Here is a 17,666-nt window from a genome sequence, read left to right as displayed (position 1 = left end):
CGGGCTCACGGAGCGATCCCGTCCCCGCCGGCATGGCCCGGTGCCGCGCGGGCCACGACGACCGTCGCGTCGTCGCGGCCGAGGTCGCGCAGCAGCACGGCCGCAATCACGAGCGGGTGCCGCCCCCTCAGGCCGGGGTACGCGGCGAGCGACCAGTGGGCGCTCGCGCCGTCGCTGTGCATGACCAGCACGTCAGTAGGGCTCCACGGGTAGGCGAAATCCTGCAAACGGCGGACCTGATGGCCCAGGGTCCCGTGCCGGGAGACCGGGTGCCTCGGCGACGCGTCGGTCTCGATGGTCGCGGCGATGTTCCCGACCCCCGCGTAGGTGAGCGTGCCGCGGCCGTGGTCGATCCGCGCGATCGCCGCCGCCCCGCGCGTCTTCAGCAGCGCGCGATGGACGCGATCGAGCACCTCGACAGGCGAGTCGAGCGGCGACTGCTGGAACACCGTCACCGCTTCGTTGGCGGCATCCGCGGCGGTCTCGCCGTGCCCCAGGCCGTCGGCCACGAGGATCGTCGTCGCGCCGCCGCCGGCCGCCCACGTCCAGTTGTCGCCGCAGGCGTGCTGCCCCTTCTTGCGCAGCGACAGCCCGGCCACCTGCAGGCGATCCGGGGGATCGAGGACCGCGTTGGTCGCGGCGATGCGCGAGAGGATCACCGTGCCGCGCCCGGGGCGCGAGTACGCGTCGAACTCGCTCGACTGCCGCACGATCGCCCCCAACCCGTTCCCCGCCGTGCCGGCGGTCGTGTAGCCGTCGCGAAGGCACTCGGCCAGGTTCGCCATGCCGCGTCCCCGATCGACCGCCAGCAGGTCGAGCACGGGCAACTGCGGCGTCCCCCCCGCGCGGACAATCAGCTCGCCGCCGGGCGCGTGCTTCACCAGGTTGGTGGCCGCTTCGGTGGCGACGATCGCCGCGCGCCCGGCGTCGGTCTCCGACAGGCCGCTGTCGTGGGCCACCATCCGTACGAGCCGGCGCGCTTCGGCGACGCCGCTCGGATCCGAGACACCGATGGAAAACGCTATCATAGATTAGGCTGTCGCCGCGGCACGGTTTGCCCTTGCCGCAGCCCGTTGACGCCGACGCGGCTCGTCTCCGCCGTCGACCACCTTCTCTCGGCGGACGGGATTCACTGGCCGCCGTACTTCTTCAGCACCGCGTGGAGATCGGCGGGCTTCCCCGTGCGGAGTCCTGCCCACAGGTCTCCCTTCTCCCTGAATCTGGCGGGCGCGGTGCGCACGGTGAAGTCGCGCGGGTCGACGCCGGCGTCAACCTCCCGCCATTCGAGCGGGGTCGAGACGCCGGCGAAGGTGCTCGCGCGCGCGCTGTAGGCGGTCGCGAGTGTCTTGCCGAGGATGTTCTGCAGGTAATCGACGTAGACGGTCCCGCGCGGCCGCGCGCGGACGGCGCGCTCGACGGTGGCGGCCTTCGGGTGCCGCGTCGCGACCATTGTGGCGACGATCTGGCAGAGCAGCTGGCCGGATTCGTACGACGTGTGCGGCGGCAGCGGGATGTAGATGTGCAGGCCGCTCGCGCCCGACGTCTTCGGATAGCCGGGGATCCCGACCCGCTGCAACTCGTCGCGCACCCAGCGCGCCACGTCGAGGACGCGCGCGAACGTCGCGTCATCCGCCGGATCGAGATCGATGGCCGCGTAATCGGCGTCGAGCGGCGACTGCACGCGCGAGAACCACGGGTCCTGCGAGATCGCGGCAATCTGCGTCATGTACAGGAGCGTCGTGAGCGATCCGCCGACGAAGCGCCGCGCGCCCGCCTCGCCGATCGGATCGACCTCGTCGGGCAATGCCTCGATTCGCACGCCGGCCGGCGGCTGCTCGCGGCGCTGCTGCTGCTGATAGAACGCCTGCCCCTCGATGCCGTTCGGAAACCGTTTCATCACGAGCGGGCGATCCTGCACGGCGGGGAGCAGGTACGGCGAGACCTCGACGTAGTAGCGCAGCAGCTCCCCCTTGGTGATCGTCCCCTGCGGCCAGAAGACTTTCGACAGGTTCGTGACACCCACGCGGTCGCCGTTCGGGAGTTCGACGGTGCCGTCCTCGCGGGAGGATTCAAGTGCCAGCAAGAGGTTCGAGAGGTTCACGACGATCGAACTCGAACCCTTCGAACCCTTCGAACCCTTCGAACCCCTCGAACCCTTCGAACCCCTCGAACCCTCTCTCCCCACCCCCTCCGCCCGCTTGTCATCCCTCAACCCCAGGTACACCGGGTGCCGCAGCTTTCCCTCCGACGTCCACTCGCTGAACTTCACCTCCGCGACCAGGTCCGGGCGCACCCAGTGCGCCGGCTCGTTCGTTTTCACGCGCGCCGCGAACGGCGACTCGCGCGTCTCGCGCGCCTTCAGCAGCGCATGGACGCGCGCCAGCTCCTTCTGATCGAACCCCGTGCCCATGTGCCCGACGTACTGGAGCGCGCCGGCATCGTCGTACACGCCAAGCAGCAGCGCGCCGAAGTGCGTTCGCGTCCGGCGCGGCTCGGTCCAGCCGCCCACGACAAACTCCTGGCGCTTGACCAGTTTGAGCTTGCGCCAGGCCGGGCTGCGGCGGCCGCTCTGGTACGGCGATCGGACGTCTTTCGCGATCAGTCCCTCCCATCCTTCTTTACTCGCGCGCTCGTACAGCGCGCGGCCGTCGCCAACGGCCTGCTCGCTGATGCGCACGCGAGCGTCGCGGAGTCGCATCATCCGTGCCTCGAGCTTCGCGCGCCGCTCGCCAAGGGGCAGGGGGCGCAGATCGGTGGCGCCGTCGCGCAGGATGTCGAACGCGATGAACGCCGTGGGCGCGGCGCCGCTGGCGCCGGCGATGTCGGTCGAGCCGATGAGGTGGATCCGCCCCTGCAGCTTCTGAAAGCCCGCGGGATTCCCCCGCGCGTCGAGCGCGACGATCTCGCCGTCCAGCACGACCGGCTTCCCGAACGCGCGCGCGACACGGGCGAGCGCTGTAGCGATATCGGGGAATTGAGTAGTTTTTTCGTTGCCGAGGCGCGACCAGAGCCGCACCGATCCCCGCGGATCCAGCTCGGCAATGGCTCGGATGCCGTCGTACTTCGGCTCGTAAACCCAGCCGTCGCCCTGCAGCGGGCCGTCGGCGAGCGTCGCCAGCATCGGGGCGTACGCAGCCGGCGTGCATTTTCGTGCAGCGGGTGTCGCGCGCGGCATGGCCGTCCGATAATAGTGGGACCATGGCCGCGAGACCAACCTGGAAAGGCTTCATCAAGATCAGCCTCGTCAACATCCCCGTCCGCGTGTTTCCCGCGACGGACTCGAAGGCGACGATCTCCTTCAACCAGCTCCATCGCGCGTGCGGGAACCGGATCCAGCAGAAGCGCTGGTGCCCGGCATGCGATGCCGAGGTGCCGATGTCGGACATCGTGAAGGGCTACGAGTTCGAGAAGGGGCGCTACGTCACGATGGACGAGGAGGACATCGCCAAGGCGCGGCCGGAATCCACGCGCGTCATCAACCTGCTGCAGTTTGCGACCGCCGAAGAGATCGATCCGGTTTATGTCGAGCGGCCGTACTACCTGGCGCCGGATGGCCCGATGGCCGCCGAGGCGTTCGCCGTGGTCCGCGAGGGCATGAAAGGGAAGGCCGGGATCGGCAAGCTCGCCCTCTACGGCCGCGAATACCTCGTCGCGGTGCAGCCGAAGGACAAAGGGCTCGTGATGTATACGCTGCGGACGGCGGATGAAGTGCGCAGCATGGATGCGATCGACGAGCTGGGCTCCGTGCCCGCGAAGGTGAAGCCGGAAGAGATCAAGCTCGCCCGGCAGGTGATCGGCACGTTCGAGTCGAAGCTCGATCTGCGCGAGTACAAGGACGAATACCAGGCGGAGCTGCGGCGGATCATCGAGGCCAAAGTCGCGGGGGAGGACGTGGTGGCCACGGCCGAGGAGGCCCCGCCGAAGGTCGTGAACCTGATGGACGCGCTTCGTCAGAGCCTGGACCGCGTGAGCGCCAATAAGAAGAGGACCGCGCAGGCGGGCCTGGAAGCGCCCACGGTACGAACGCGAACAGTGAAGAACGGCGCAAGAAAGCGGGCGCGGGGCTGATGGCGTTGAATGGCGCGCCTTGACGCTTGCGTGTGACGTTGGTCCTCGCCGAAATTGCCGGCGAGGCCACGCATGACAGATCTCACGGAGAGGGAACAGCAGATCGTCGCTCTGCTCGTTCAAGGCAGCCGCAACAAGGACATCGCCCGCCGCTTTGGCACCCGCGAACAGACGGTCAAGAACCAGCTCACGAGGATCTTCGCGAAAACCGGAACCCGAAGCCGGCTCGAGCTGGTGCTGCTGGCGATGAAGAGGGGAGTCGCCGCACCACCGATGCGGCAACGGGTCGCGGCAGGGGAATGGGGTGAGTGACGGGATTTGAACCCGCGACATCCGGAGCCACAGTCCGGCGCTCTACCCCTGAGCTACACTCACCACAAAGACGTGCGACGTGCCACGTGCGACGTGCGACGTGCGACGTGCCACGTGCCACGTGCCGCTGCGAGCACAAATAATAAGTGTAGCACTAGTCCTCGTACGCGGGGAAACCCGCGCCGGCGCCTGAGTGGAGGCGCACCGCCTCCTGGTCGGGGACCTCTAGCAGCTCGCCATCCACGACCCGCGTGCAAATCATGTAGATATGCGAGGCGCGCTGCCCCTTGGCGGAATACATCAACTGGTCCGCCCAGTGGATCAGATCCGCCGCGAGCTTGCGGGCGACGCCGCGGCGCTCGTCCACGGCCCCCAGCCGGAGCACGACGACCCCCACGTCCACCCTCACCGGGCGGTCGGCGAGACGCCGGTCCTCGCGCGTCCAGTCGAACCCCTCCACGGCGTTCTTGAAGCGCGCCGCGATGTGCTCCGCCTCGCTGTGGCCGGGCAGGTCGGGGATCATGAAGCAGTACTCGTCGCCGCCGAAGCGCGCGTGCAGGTCGCGCGCGACCGGCCGCTCCAGCGCCAGCAGGTCCTCGGATCGAATCTGCTCGCCGAGGATCTTCGCCACCCGCTCGATGATGCGGTCGCCCACCGCGTGCCCAAGCGTGTCGTTGTAGGCCTTGAAGCTCGTGATGTCGACCACGCCAATCGCGCACCAGCGCGCGCGCTGCTCGGCGCCGAGGAAGCTCTCCAGGCGCTCCATGAACCAGTCGAAGTTGAGCAGCTTCGTCTTCGGATCGCGGTGGGATCGATCGCTGAGATCCGCAACGACCTCCTCGAAGTACCGGGCGATGGTATTGACGGTGGATTCCTTCTCGCTCAGTTCGCGCTGCAGGTCCGCGAGCTTCTGCGCGAACCCTTCCGAGAGCGCGCGGATGGCCTCTGCCTTTGATTGCTCCAGCAGCTGCCGTTGCTGGGCGACAACGGCATCGACCACGGCGAGCAACTCCGCTTCGGCCGCAGGGCCGAGCGCGAGGTGCCGCTGCACCCAATCTTTCAATTCCGTCGTTGTGCGAGGGATGTGGGCGGACATCGGGCGCGAGTGCCATTTACAAGCTCGATGCCACCGCGGCCGCCCGCGGCCTGAACTGCAGAGGTCACGACAACCCCCACGGGACGCAGGGGACCCCGCGTCCCCTGCGGTTGGGCCGCCCCGCTAGGACAGAAAGAACTCTTGACGCGCACGCGGTCCCCGGCGGTAGAGTTGCCTCCGCCGCTGACCGGAACCTCAAGCTGCAGATGGCTCGTGCGGATGCTCTCCACCGCCCGCTGTTGGCCAGCGCCGAGTGCGTGACGCCCGCGTCCGCCTTGTCTCGCGATCCGTCTACTGCGCCGCTTCGCTCCACCGCCTCACCTCACCGCCACGCCGGAACTGCCGCAACAAAGGGTGGTTCATGAACTCCGCTCGCATCCTGGTGATCGACGACGAATCCGACATGCGTGTGATCCTGCGCGACAACCTGGAGTTCGAGAACTACCGCGTGCTCACGGCCGTCACGGGCGAGGAAGGACTCGAGCTGGGACTCCGCGAGCGTCCCGACGTCGTGCTGCTGGATGTCATGCTGCCGAAGATGACGGGGTACGACGTCTGCAGGCAGTTCCGCGCCCGTGGCTTCACGTCTCCCATCATCATGTTGACCGCCCGCCACGCGGACGTTGACCGGATCACCGGGCTCGACCTCGGCGCAGACGACTACATCGGCAAGCCGTTTTCCGTCGGCGAGATGCTCGCCAGGGTCCGCGTCCAGCTTCGCAGGCGGCACGAGCAGAGCGGTGACCCGTCCGAGGTGTTTCACTTCGGCGATGTGTCGGTCGATCTCCGCAGGCACGCCGTGAAGCGGAACGGCCGGCGCCTGGAGCTGTCATCCCGGGAGTTCCGGTTGCTGGCCTACTTCGTCGCGCGGCGGGGCGAACTGATGACGCGCGAGGAGATCCTCAGCGACGTCTGGGGTTATCGCCACTGTCCCCCGACGCGCACCGTGGACAACTACGTGATGAAGCTTCGGACAAGGCTCGAGGTCGATCCGGCGCACCCGGAGTTCTTCCTGACGGTTTATGGCACGGGGTACCGGCTGGCGGTCCCGCGCGCCGGCGCCGGCGTGAGGCGGAGACAATCCTTTGACAATTGATGACACGAAAGGACGCACCTGCTGGAGTAGTTTCCCCTAGAATCCTCGCGCCGGGCGGCCCCCGCAGGAAACGCGGGCGTCCGCGTCCGTCGAATTGCAAACGGGAGGGGACAGTGAAGAAGACGTCGCGTGCGATCCGCGCCACGGCGCTGACGCTCATGTGGCTGGCAGGCGCCGCCTCCGCTTCGGGGCAGGTCACGACGGCGACGATTCTCGGCACCGTCACGGACACCACCGGCGGCATCCTGCCAGGAGCCACCATTGTCATCAAGAACACCGAAACCGGCCTGACGCGTACGGCCCTCGCCGACTCCTCAGGCCGCTACCGCGAGGCGCAACTGCCGACCGGGACGTACTCGGTCACCGCCTCGCTCGAAGGCTTCGGGTCGCAGGTGCGCGAGAACCTGCGGCTCGCGGTGGGCAGCGAAGTCGTCATGAACTTCACGATGGGCCTCAGTGAGTTGAAGGAGACCGTCGTGGTGTCGGGGGGCGCCCCGATGGTGGAGACGTCGAGCACGGAGGTCTCCGCGCTGGTCGACGAGCGCATGATCCGCTCGCTGCCCCTCAACGCGCGCGACATCCAGCAGCTCGCGGTGCTGCAGCCCGGAGTGCAGCAGAACAACTACCACAATTTCGGCACGCAGATGGTGGTCAGCGGCACGCGGCCGGAGCACAACCGCTTCCTGCTGAACGGCGTCGACATGACGTTCACCTTCACCACCTCGCCGGTGAGCGCCGCCGGGATCGTGATGGGCGTCGAGGCGGTCGAGGAGTTCAAGCTGCTGGTCGGCCAGTACAGCGCCGCGTACGGCGAGAAGGCCGGCGGCGTGATGAACACGGTGACCAAGTCGGGCACGAACAGCTTCCGCGGCACGCTCTACGAGTTCCACCGCAACGACACCTTCGACACGAAGAACTATTTCGATCGGGGGACCAACCCGCCGTTCAACCGCAACCAGTTCGGCGCGTCGACGGGAGGGCCGATCTTCCGGGGCAAGACGTTCTTCTTCTCGAACTACGAGGGCTTCCGCCAGGAGCTCGGCCTCTCGCACCTGGCCATCGTCCCCGATGCCAGGGCGCGTCTTGGGTACCTGCCGGATCGCGCGAACCCCGGCCGCGAACTGTTCGTCGGTGTGAACCCGGTCGTGGCTCCGTACATGGCGCTGATGCCCGTTCCGAACGGACGGACGTTCGGGGACGGAACGGCGGAGTTCTTCAGCAATCCGGAGCAGAACATCGAGGAGGATTTCTTCACGCTGCGCCTCGATCAGCACATGGGCGAGCACAACCAGTTATACGGCGTATACACAGGCGACTGGTCCGAGGAGTTCACGCCGAGCGAGAATCCGACCTTCGCCGAGGCGCGGACCTACGACCGCCACATCGTCAGCGTGCAGAACGTGCACACGTTCGGTTCCACGTTCCTGAATACGACGCGGTTCGGCTACAACAAGACCTGGTATTTCCACCGCACGGACACGACGGTTCCGATCGACCGCTCGCTGTACTTCGTCCCCGAGCCCTTCTTTGCCCCCACCGAGGTGGGGCAATTCGGGCAGGTGTCGATTACCGGGCTCAAGGGACTCGGCGAAGGGCTCACCGGCACCACGATCTCGCCGCGCTGGTTCGACTACCAGATGATGAGCCTCAACACCGACTTCACGTACACGCGGGGCGCGCACTCGTTCCAGTTCGGCGCCGTGTACAAGCGGACGTGGGACGACACCGTGGTCGCCAATCCGGCCGCCCGCGGCCAGTACACGTTCCTGACGCTCCAGAGCTTCCTCCAGGGGCGCCCCAACACGTTCAGCTTCCGCGGCCCCGACGTGGATGCCATCCGCCGCAACTGGCGCAATCAGCTCTTCGGCGTGTACCTCGAGGACAACCTGCGCGCGCGGTCCAACCTGACGATGAACGTCGGCGTCCGGTACGAGATGATGTTCGGCCCGGACGAGCAGGAGGGAAAGATCTCGAACCTGCGCGGCGGGCTGCTCGACCCGGCGCCGACCGTCGGCAAGCCGTACTTCAAGCAGCCGCGCGCGCTCTTCGCGCCGCGCCTGGGCCTGAACTGGGATATGTTCGGCGACGGCACGACCAGCCTGCGCGGCGGCGCCGGCATCTTCTACGACCAGATCAACACCTGGTACTACTTCCTGCAGGGGCCTTCGAACGGGCCGTTCTCGATCGGCATCACGATCCCGAACCCGCCGTTCCCGAACGCGCTCGCGGTCGATCCCGCCAAGTCGCTGCCGGATTTCGGCGCCGTGCAGTACGACGCGAAGGCGCCGACGAAGTACTCGTACGATCTCACGCTGCAGCGGGAGCTTGGCTGGAGCACCGCGATCATGGTGGCGTACGTGGGCTCCCAGAGCCGTTACCTGGGGCGCACCGGCAACCAGAACCTCTTCCAGCCGCAGGTGCTTGGCGACGGGTCGCTCTTCTGGCCGGCCACCGGCGGTCAGCGGCCGAATCCGAACTTCCGCTCGATCTCTATCCTCTCCTTCGACGCGACCTCCTCGTACAACTCGATGCAGGTGACGCTCGATCGCCGGTCCACCAGGGGCCTTGCGATGCGGGCGAACTACACGCTCTCGAGCTGCACCGACGATGCGTCGAACGAGTTCGGCGGCGGCTCGCTGAACGGCGGCGCGTCGCTGCAGTACTCGGGCGACCGATCGTCCAGCCGCGGCCCATGCTCCTTCAACAACCGCCACTCGATGAACATCACGACCACGTGGCAGCTGCCCGGCCGTGACCTGCCCGGCGTCCTCGGGTCCGTGTTCGGCGGATGGGAGTGGAACACCATCACGTCGCTGCGGAGCGGCGTCCCGTTCGAGCTGTCGCTCGGCTACCACAACTCGCGGCAGGGGGAGCTGGGCGCGGGACCGGACCGGCCGAGCTGGGCGCCTGGATGCGACGCCGACAACGCCATCAACGGCCGCCCCGAGCAGTGGTTCAATCCCGAGTGCTTCGTCGCGGCGCCCCCGGGCACGCTCGGCAACGTCGGGTCGCGCGTGCTCACCGGTCCCGGGCTGTTCACGAGCGACTGGTCGTTCTCGAAGTTCTTCGAGATGGGAAGGTCCCGGCGCCTCGAGCTGCGCGCCGAGATCTTCAACGTGTTCAACCGCGCGAACTTTTCGGTCCCGACCGGCCGCACGATCTTCCGTGCGCCGGGACAGCGGGTGGCGTCCGCCGGCGTGATCACCCGCACCATCACGCCGTCGCGGCAGGCGCAGTTCGGCGTGAAGCTCGCGTTCTGAAACAGGGGAGAGGAGTTCCTCATGACCGTAGGTCTCATGCGCGCGCTCGGCCGGCGCGCGCTCGCTGCTTCTGCTGCAATCGCGGTCTCGTGGCCGGCCGCGGTCGTATCGGCCGACCCCGTGCCGAAGAACTTCGCGGCGTCGAACGTCGAGGCGGTCGGCTACAGCGAAATTGACGGCCGGCCCGGCTTCAAGATGTCGATTCGGGAGGTCGGCGGCCGCTGGTATCTCTACATGGGTCACCTGTGGGATCGCGGCTGGACGATCATGGACGTGACCACCCCGGCAACGCCCAAGGTCGTCAAGTTCGTCCCGGGCCCCGACAACACGTGGACCATCCAGATGGAGGTCCACGGCAGCACGATGGTCACCGCGCTCCAGCAGGGGGGCGCCGGCTGGGGCACGGATCCGGACAAGCCCTTCGACGAGGGATTCCTCATCTGGGACATCAGCGACCCGGTGAACCCGAAAAGGCTCGGGCAGTGGAAGACCGGCGGGCGCGGCACGCATCGCAACGGGTACTTCGGCGGCCGCTACGTGCACACGGCGGCGGCGATGCCCGGCTACGAAGGGCAGATCTACGTGATCGTCGACATCCAGGATCCGGCCAACCCGGTGGAGGCCGGCCGCTGGTGGGTGCCGGGCCAGCACGTCGCGGGCGGTGAGAAGCCGCCCGAGGCGGGCATCTCGATCCACGGACCCCCGATGGTGGACGGCAACACGGCGTATCTCGACTACGGCGCCGCCGGCATGCGGATCGTCGACATCAGCGACATCAAACAGCCGAAGCTCATTGGCGCGCTCGACTTCACGCCGCCGTTCAACAGCAGCATCGGCGTGCACAGCATCATGCCGATGAAGGGGCGCAACCTGGTGTGGGTGAACGGGGAAGCGATCGGCGAAGGCTGCAACGAGCCGCTTCCGCAGGCCTCGCTCATCGACATCTCCAACCCGGGCAGCCCGCGCCTCATGTCGACCATGCCGATACCGGTGCCCCCGCCCGGCGCGCCGTACAAGAATTTCTGCGACAAGGGAGGACGCTTCGGGCCGCACAACATCAACCAGCACCAGCACCACCCGGACGTCGAAAAGCAGGGCAACCTGATGTACGCGACCTACTTCAACGCCGGCCTGCGCGTGTTCGACATCAGCGATGCGCGGCTCCCGAAAGAGGTGGGCTACTTCGTCCCGCCCGATCCCGTGAAGCGGTACGGGCCTGTGCCGAAGGAGAAGCTTGTCGTCCAGACCGAGGACGTGCTGGTCGACCGGCGCGGCTACATTTACATCACCAACAAGAACCAGGGGCTCTGGATCCTCCGCTACACCGGCAGGAAACCCGCAACCGCCAACAGCGCTGCCGCGGGGCAGTGATCGACCGCCAGCCGCAGGAGGCATGCATGAGAAGCAGGAGGCTCGCGGCAACGGCGCTCGCCCTGGGGCTGGCCGTCTGCACGATCGCGCCGGCCGCGCGGCGCGTGGGCGCCCAGCAGATCCCGCAGGGGTGGACGGCGGAGCGGATGACGGCGATCGGATACAGCGACCTGGACGGGCGGGGTGGCGCGTTCAAGCTCGCGATCCGCGAAGTCAAGGGACGCTGGTACCTGTATATGGGGCATCTCTGGCACCGCGGCTGGAGCATCGTCGACGTGACGGATCCGGCCGCGCCGAAGCTGGCCAAGTTCGTTCCGTGGCCGCAGGAGAACACGTGGACCATCCAGATGGAGCTGCACGACAACATCATGGTCACGGCGCTCCAGCGCGCGCAGACGGGATGGGGCGGGGATCCGCAGAAACCGTTCGACGAAGGAGTGGTGTTCTGGGACATCAGCGACCCGATCAATCCGCGACAGGTGTCGCACTGGAAGACTGGTGGAACCGGGACGCATCGAAACTGGTATGCGGGCGGTAAGTACGCCCACCTGGCCGCCGGCATGCCGGGCTACCAGGGACAGATCTACGTGATTCTCGACATCAGCGACCCGAAGAACCCGAAGGAAGCCGGTCGCTGGTGGATGCCGGGGCAGCACGTCGCCGGTGGCGAGACGCCCACGAAGCCGGCGTCGTTCCACGGCCCCGCGTACGTCGAGGGGAACACCGCGTATCTGGGCTACGGGCCGTCTGTCGTGATCCTCGACATCTCGGATGTCTCGAAGCCGAGGCTCGTTGGCGAGCTGCCGTTCGTGCCTCCGTTCAAGCCGGGAGGCAGCACGAGCGTGCACGGTGTGATGACCGTGCCCGGCAAGCCCGTCCTGATTGCCAATTCGGAGGCGGGCAACGAGAAGTGCGACGAAGCGCTGAACCACACGTCTGTCGTCGATATCTCCGACCCGTCGAAGCCGCGCCTGATGGCGCTGTTTCCCCTGCCGGTGCCGCCCGCGGGCGCGCCGTTCACGGACTTCTGCGACAAGGGGGGGCGATTCGGCCCGCACAACCTGAACCAGGAGCAGCACCTCCCGGATGTCGAGGAGCAAGGGGATCTGGTGTATCTCACGTACTTCAATGCGGGCCTTCGGATCTACGACATCAGCCGGCCGCGCGTGCCGCGGGAGGTCGCGTGGTTCGTGCCGCCGACGCCGACAAGGCGGATTGGCCCCATTCCGACCTCCGCGCTGGAGACGCAGGTCGAGGATGTGCTCGTCGACCGGCGCGGCAACATCTACATTACCGACAAGCAGTGGGGACTCTGGGTGTTGCGGCACGAGAAAGGGACGGGGTCGCGGTGACGCGCCAACCATTCGGCCCGCTCGCTCGTCGTATACTCAGTCCGCCCGCTGATGGGAACCCCATTGCTCCGGTTGATCGCCATCGCGGCCGCCTCGGCAGCCATTGCCGCGATCCCGCAGCCCGTGGCGCAATCGGCGCCAGGTTCGCCGAACGGCACGGGCCTCCTGCGGATTGCGGGCACGGTCGAGGCCGTCAAGAGCGTCACGATCATCACCCCGCGGCTGACCGGCCCGGGCGCTAACTCCCTCGTCATTACGAAGCTCGCGGCGGCAGGGAGCCGCGTCCGCGCCGGCGACGTGCTCGTGCAATTCGACCCGCAGGACCAGGTCCGCACGGCGCTCGACCGCCGCGCCGAGTTTCTCGATTTCGAAGAGCAGATCCGCAAGAAGCGATCGGAGCAGGATGCCGCCCGATCGCACGACGAGACCGAGCTGGAACAGGCCGCCAACGACGTCGCGCGCGCGACGCTCGATGTGGCGAAGAACGACCTCCTTCCCAACATCGAAGCCGAGAAGAACTCCCTCGCGCTCGAGCAGTCCCGCGCGAAGCTTGCCGCGCTGAAGAGGAACTTCGACCTCAAGCGCAGCGCCGCACGGGCCGAGGTGCGGATTCTCGAGATCCGCCGCGATCGGGCGCGGCGCGCGATGGCGCACGCCGAGCAGAACGCGCGGCGCATGACGATCGCCGCCCCCTTCGACGGCCTGGCCGTCGTGAAACAGATCTGGAAGGGGGGCACGATGGGCGACGTCCAGGAAGGAGAGGAGGTTCGCGCCGGCCTTCCCATCATGGACGTCGTCGATCCCAGCCGCATGCAGGTGCGCGCGCGCGTCAACCAGGCGGACATCGGCCTGGTCCGCATCGGTCAGCAGGCACGAGTGCAGCTCGACGCGTATCCGGATCTCGTGTTCGACGGCCGCGTCGAGCAGCTCTCGCCGCTCGCCGTGCTCAGCACGCTGACGCCGAAGGTGCGGTCGTTTGTCGCGATCGTCTCGATCTCCCGCTCGCATCCCAGCCTGATGCCGGATCTGTCCGCGGCCGTTGACGTGAGCCCGGAGCGGCGGCCGTGACCGGGCGGACACTCGCGCGGTCGCTGACCGCCGCCGGCCTCATGGCCGCCGGCGCGATCGCGGTCGTCTTCGTCCGCGCGGGACGCGCGGCGCCGGACCTGCCGACGGCGGAGGTGACGCGCGGCGAGTTCGTGGACTACGTGGAACTGCGCGGCGACATCCGCGCGGGCGCATCCGTGGTGCTGTCGGCGCCGATGCAGTCGGGCGAGCTGCAGATCGTGAAGCTCGCGAAAAGCGGCACGCCCGTGAAGCCCGGCGACCTGGTCGTCGAATTCGATACGACGACGGTGAGCCGGACGGTGCAGGAGAAGCGATCGGAGCTGCGGCAGGCGGAGGCGGAGATCGAGCAGGCGCGGGGGCAGGCGGCCATCGTGGACGAGCAGAACCGCACCGCGGTGCTCAAGGCGCGGTACGACGTGGACCGCGCGAAGCTGGATGTGGCGCAGCGCGATGTCATCGCACGGCTCGATTACGAGAAGGCGAAGCTCGCGCTCGCCGACGCCGAGCAGCGGCTCCGAGAAGCCGGTGAGAAGGCGCGCGCCGATCGCGCCGCCGCGGGCTCGGACGTGGCCAGCAGGCAGCGCAAGCGCGGGAAGGTCCAGGCGGATCTCGACCGCGCCGAGCGGTCGCTGGCGGCGCTGCGCTTGAACGCTCCCGCGCCCGGCATCGTCAGCATCATGCCGAACTTCCGGGCGGGAGGCCCGTTCGGCGGCGAGCAGGAATTCCGGGAGGGTGACCGCGCCTGGTCGGGCGCGAACATCGTGGAGCTGCCCGATACGGCGACCCTGCACCTGACGGCGCGGCTCGATGAGTCGGATCGGGGGCGCGTGAAAACAGGGCAGCGGGCGACGGTCCGGATCGATGCGGTTCCCGACAGCGAGTTCACGGCCAGCGTGCAGGATATCTCCGTGCTGGCGCGCGTGGATTTCTCCTCGGGCTGGCCGCCGCCGCGCAACTTCGATCTGAAGCTCGCGCTGCCCGACGCCGATCCGCGCGTCAAGCCCGGCATGAGCGCGACGGCGCGCATCGCCGTCGGCAGCCTGCCCAACGTGCTGCTCGTGCCGGCCGAGGCGGTGTTTGTCGTCGCGGGGCGTCCCACCGTGTTCCGGCAGGTGCGATCGGATTTCGAGCCGGTGACCGTCACCGTGGCACGCCGGGGACGCGATCAGATCGCGCTCGCGTCCGGCGTGTCGCCGGGGGATCGCATCTCGCTGAAGAAGCCCGCGGAGAAGAAGCAGGAGAGCTCGACGCCGTGACCGGGCGGCGCGCGTGGATCGCAGCGGCGGGTGGCGTCCTTGCCGTGGCCGCGGCGGCTGGGGTGGCGGCCGTCGCCTGGCCGGCCGCGCGCGACGAGGTTCCGACGACCCGCGTGGTCCGCGGCAGCCTCAAGCTGGACGTCCACGCCACCGGGGAGGTGCGGGCGGCGCGGTCGATCACGCTGACAGCGCCGCCGGTCGGCGGGACGCTGCGGCTGGTGAAGCTCGCGGACACGGGAACCTCCGTCAAGGCGGGCGACATCGTCATGGAGTTCGATCCCGCCGAGCAGCAATATCAGCTCGAGCAGAGCCGCTCGGAGCTCGAGGGGGCGGAGCAGGAAATCGTGAAGATGCGCGCCGACAACGAGGTCCGCGCGGCGCAGGACCAGGTGGATCTGCTGACCGCGCGGTTCGACGTCAGGCGCGCGGAGCTGGACGCGGCGGCCGGTGAGGAACTGATTGGCGCGATCGAGGCACGCAAGCGCGTGCTGGCGCTGGATGAGGCGCGGCGCCGGCTCGCCCAGCTCGAGGAGGACGTGAAGTCCCGCGCGGAAACCAACCGCGCGTCCCTGACCGTCGTCGAGGAAAAGCGGACGAAGGCGCGCCTCGCCACCGAGCGCGCGCGGCAGACCATCGACAGCCTCGCGATCGAGGCGCCGCTTGACGGCCTGGTCGTCATCAAGGAGAACCGCGATGCCAGCGGGGGGTTCTTCTTCAGCGGGATGACGCTGCCGGAGTATCACGCGGGGGACACGGTATTTCCCGGCCGCCCGGTGGTCGACGTCTTCGATTCGTCGCGGCTCGAAATCCGCGCGAAGGTGAACGAGCAGGAGCGCGGCAACATCAGCGCCGGGCAGCCCGCGTCCGTGCGTGCCGACGCGTTGCCCGGGCGGCGGCTGGTCGCGCGGGTGGCGAACCTCGCGGGGCTCGCGTCGCGCGGAAGCTTTTTCGAGCGGGCCGGACCCACGCGGCAGTTCGATGCGATTCTCCGCTTCGACCGTCCGGACGCGCAGCTCAGGCCCGGCACCTCGGTGCAGGTGGTGGTCGCGGGCACGGAGCTGAAAGCGGCGCTGCACGTGCCGCGGCAGGCCCTGTTCGAGAAGCGCGGCAAGCCGGTGGTGTACGTGAAGAACGGCGACCGCTTCGAGCCGCGCGAAGTCAGGATCACGCACCGCACCGAGAGCCGCGTGGCGATCGAAGGGCTGGCGGAAGGCTCGGTCGTTGCGCTCGTGAACCCGGACGCGGAGACGCGCCCGGCGCCGGGCGCGCCGGGCCCCACCGTCGCCACCGCGGGAGGGGCGCGATGACCGGTCGCCTCGCCGCGACGGCGCTCGATCGCCGGGCCGGCTTCATGCCGGAGCTGAGGCTCGGGCTCGAAAACCTCCGTGCGCACGCGCTCCGCACGCTGCTGACGATGCTGGGGATGATCTTCGGCGTGGCGGCGGTCGTCGCCATGTTGTCGATTGGCGCCGGGGCGCAGCAGGAGGTCATCGCGTTCATCGAGCAGCTCGGCGTCCGCAACGTGATTGTCGAAGCGCGCGAAGCGGCGGACAACCAGGCGCTGCAGCGCGTGCGGAAGCTCTCGGCCGGCCTGAGCTTCCAGGACCTGCGAACCATCCAGGCGAGCGTGGATCGGCTCTCCACGTCGAGCGGCCGCAAGCGCGTCGTGCCCACCAAGGTGCTGCCGAAGCCGCAAGGGGAGATGCCCACCGTGTACGGCGTCGCGCCTTCGTACCAGGAGATCGGCGGACTGCGCGTCGCCGGCGGCCGCTTCTTCTCACCGGACGAGAGCGAGAGCGCCGCCCCGGTGGCGGTGCTCGGGCAGGGCACGGCCGCGTCGTTGTTCGGCACCGAGAACCCGCTGGGGCGCTACGTGAAGACCAACCAGCAGTGGTTCCGCGTGATCGGCGTCGCGGGCCCCGAGGTCACCGTCCAGACCGACGTCGCCGGCCTGCCGGCGCAGGACCGCAACAACGTCATCTACGTGCCGCTGATGGCCGCGATCCTGCGGCTCGAGGACGCCCTGAGCTGGCAGAAGGACGAGATCGACGGCATCTACCTGCAGCTCGCGCCCGGGGCGGACATCGCGGCGGCCGGCGACCTCGTCCGCGGGCTCCTCGATGCGTCGCATCGCGGCGCGGGGGACTTCAGCGTCATCGTTCCGGCCGAACTGCTCGCGCAGCAGCAGCGCACGCGCCGCATCTTCCAGGTCGTGATGGTGGCGATCGCGTCGATCTCGCTGCTGGTCGGCGGCATCGGGATCATGAACATCATGCTCGCCAGCGTCCTCGAGCGCACGCGTGAGATCGGCGTCCGCCGCGCGATCGGCGCGCGCCGCCGCGACATCGTCCGGCAGTTCCTGATCGAGACCTCGCTCATCACGGTGACGGGCGGCCTCGCGGGCATCCTGCTGGGCGTGATCCTTTCGCAGATGGTGGGCTACCTCGCCGGCTGGTCCACGATCGTGACGCTGGCCTCGATCGTGCTCGCCTTCGCGGTGTCGGTCTCCATCGGCCTGGTGTTCGGGCTGTATCCCGCCGTGCGGGCGTCGAAGCTCGACCCCGTCGTCGCGCTGCACTCCGAGTAGACGTCGTTACGTAGATTGACGTAGCGGTACGGCATTCCGGTCTTCGAGCGAAAGCGGGCAGCAGCCGGGTGCCCAGGTCCTCCGCCTTGGCGAGCAGCCGCGCGTCGCCGGTCATCTGGTGGGCGGGGAGCAGGCCGCCCAGGATGCAACAGAAGAGCGAGGCCAAACGGGGCGAATCTCATGACTGTGAACCCCGGCAC

General features: G+C 68.3%; 13 protein-coding genes and 1 tRNA gene. 10 read left to right on the top strand and 4 right to left on the bottom strand.

The window, feature by feature from the left end:
* Positions 1–5: 5 nt before the first annotated feature.
* Together HYU53_03985 and ligD are read right to left on the bottom strand one after the other, a co-directional pair.
* Positions 6–1,028 carry a SpoIIE family protein phosphatase gene (locus HYU53_03985; protein MBI2220348.1) on the bottom strand — a complete coding sequence of 341 codons (1,023 nt, stop codon included), beginning with the start codon at positions 1,026–1,028 and terminating at the stop codon, positions 6–8.
* A 101-nt stretch (positions 1,029–1,129) separates the two neighbouring features.
* Positions 1,130–3,175, bottom strand: coding sequence for a DNA ligase D (gene ligD, locus HYU53_03980; protein ID MBI2220347.1), 2,046 nt, complete (start codon positions 3,173–3,175; stop codon positions 1,130–1,132).
* Positions 3,176–3,198: 23 nt separating this feature from the next.
* On the opposite strand from ligD, the gene HYU53_03975 reads away from it, so the two are divergent.
* A complete protein-coding gene (locus HYU53_03975) occupies positions 3,199–4,068 on the top strand; it encodes a Ku protein (protein MBI2220346.1) in 870 nt (289 codons plus the stop codon).
* A gap of 72 nt (positions 4,069–4,140) precedes the next feature.
* Positions 4,141–4,380 carry a response regulator transcription factor gene (locus tag HYU53_03970; GenBank protein MBI2220345.1) on the top strand — a complete coding sequence of 80 codons (240 nt, stop codon included), beginning with the start codon at positions 4,141–4,143 and terminating at the stop codon, positions 4,378–4,380.
* Here HYU53_03970 and HYU53_03965 read toward each other — a convergent pair.
* Both HYU53_03965 and HYU53_03960 read right to left on the bottom strand, forming a co-directional pair.
* A tRNA-His gene (locus HYU53_03965) sits at positions 4,369–4,443 on the bottom strand. The genes HYU53_03970 and HYU53_03965 overlap by 12 nt on opposite strands.
* 91 nt (positions 4,444–4,534) lie before the next feature.
* Complete coding sequence (locus tag HYU53_03960; GenBank protein MBI2220344.1) at positions 4,535–5,431, bottom strand: GGDEF domain-containing protein; 897 nt, start codon at positions 5,429–5,431, stop codon at positions 4,535–4,537.
* Between the two features lie 406 nt (positions 5,432–5,837).
* On the opposite strand from HYU53_03960, the gene HYU53_03955 reads away from it, so the two are divergent.
* From HYU53_03955 to HYU53_03920, 8 genes are all read left to right on the top strand, one after another.
* Positions 5,838–6,572, top strand: a complete 735-nt coding sequence (locus HYU53_03955; protein ID MBI2220343.1) for a response regulator transcription factor — start codon at positions 5,838–5,840, stop codon at positions 6,570–6,572.
* 113 nt (positions 6,573–6,685) lie between these two features.
* The gene (locus tag HYU53_03950) at positions 6,686–9,832 is read left to right on the top strand and encodes a carboxypeptidase regulatory-like domain-containing protein (protein ID MBI2220342.1); all 3,147 of its coding nucleotides are present in this window, start codon (positions 6,686–6,688) and stop codon (positions 9,830–9,832) included.
* A 21-nt stretch (positions 9,833–9,853) separates the two neighbouring features.
* Positions 9,854–11,203 (top strand): hypothetical protein, encoded by a 1,350-nt coding sequence (locus HYU53_03945; GenBank protein ID MBI2220341.1) that lies wholly within the window; start codon positions 9,854–9,856, stop codon positions 11,201–11,203.
* A 26-nt stretch (positions 11,204–11,229) separates the two neighbouring features.
* Positions 11,230–12,555 (top strand): hypothetical protein, encoded by a 1,326-nt coding sequence (locus HYU53_03940; GenBank protein ID MBI2220340.1) that lies wholly within the window; start codon positions 11,230–11,232, stop codon positions 12,553–12,555.
* 63 nt (positions 12,556–12,618) lie between these two features.
* Entirely contained in the window at positions 12,619–13,623 is a 1,005-nt protein-coding gene (locus HYU53_03935) for an efflux RND transporter periplasmic adaptor subunit (GenBank protein ID MBI2220339.1), read from the top strand.
* On the top strand, positions 13,620–14,879 hold the full coding sequence (locus HYU53_03930) for an efflux RND transporter periplasmic adaptor subunit (protein ID MBI2220338.1): 1,260 nt from the start codon (positions 13,620–13,622) through the stop codon (positions 14,877–14,879). The genes HYU53_03935 and HYU53_03930 overlap by 4 nt, the downstream gene beginning before the upstream one ends.
* Positions 14,876–16,186, top strand: a complete 1,311-nt coding sequence (locus HYU53_03925; protein MBI2220337.1) for an HlyD family efflux transporter periplasmic adaptor subunit — start codon at positions 14,876–14,878, stop codon at positions 16,184–16,186. The genes HYU53_03930 and HYU53_03925 overlap by 4 nt, the downstream gene beginning before the upstream one ends.
* Entirely contained in the window at positions 16,183–17,466 is a 1,284-nt protein-coding gene (locus tag HYU53_03920) for an ABC transporter permease (GenBank protein MBI2220336.1), read from the top strand. Before HYU53_03925 ends, HYU53_03920 begins: the two co-directional genes overlap by 4 nt.
* Positions 17,467–17,666: the final 200 nt, after the last annotated feature.

The sequence above is a fragment of the Acidobacteriota bacterium genome (assembly GCA_016184105.1).
GTDB lineage: Bacteria > Acidobacteriota > Vicinamibacteria > Vicinamibacterales > 2-12-FULL-66-21 > JACPDI01.
Note: the sequence above shows the minus strand (reverse complement) of the source record. Positions and strands in the feature narration are given on the sequence as shown.

Excerpts from the sequence above, each read along its gene's own strand:
- HYU53_03920 (MBI2220336.1), top strand. The coding sequence starts at position 16,183 with ATGACCGGTCGCCTCGCCGCGACGGCGCTCGATCGCCGGGCCGGCTTC.
- HYU53_03945 (MBI2220341.1), top strand. The coding sequence starts at position 9,854 with ATGACCGTAGGTCTCATGCGCGCGCTCGGCCGGCGCGCGCTCGCTGCT.
- HYU53_03975 (MBI2220346.1), top strand. The coding sequence starts at position 3,199 with ATGGCCGCGAGACCAACCTGGAAAGGCTTCATCAAGATCAGCCTCGTC.
- HYU53_03985 (MBI2220348.1), bottom strand. The coding sequence starts at position 1,028 with ATGATAGCGTTTTCCATCGGTGTCTCGGATCCGAGCGGCGTCGCCGAA.
- HYU53_03970 (MBI2220345.1), top strand. The coding sequence starts at position 4,141 with ATGACAGATCTCACGGAGAGGGAACAGCAGATCGTCGCTCTGCTCGTT.
- ligD (MBI2220347.1), bottom strand. The coding sequence starts at position 3,175 with ATGCCGCGCGCGACACCCGCTGCACGAAAATGCACGCCGGCTGCGTAC.
- HYU53_03955 (MBI2220343.1), top strand. The coding sequence starts at position 5,838 with ATGAACTCCGCTCGCATCCTGGTGATCGACGACGAATCCGACATGCGT.
- HYU53_03940 (MBI2220340.1), top strand. The coding sequence starts at position 11,230 with ATGAGAAGCAGGAGGCTCGCGGCAACGGCGCTCGCCCTGGGGCTGGCC.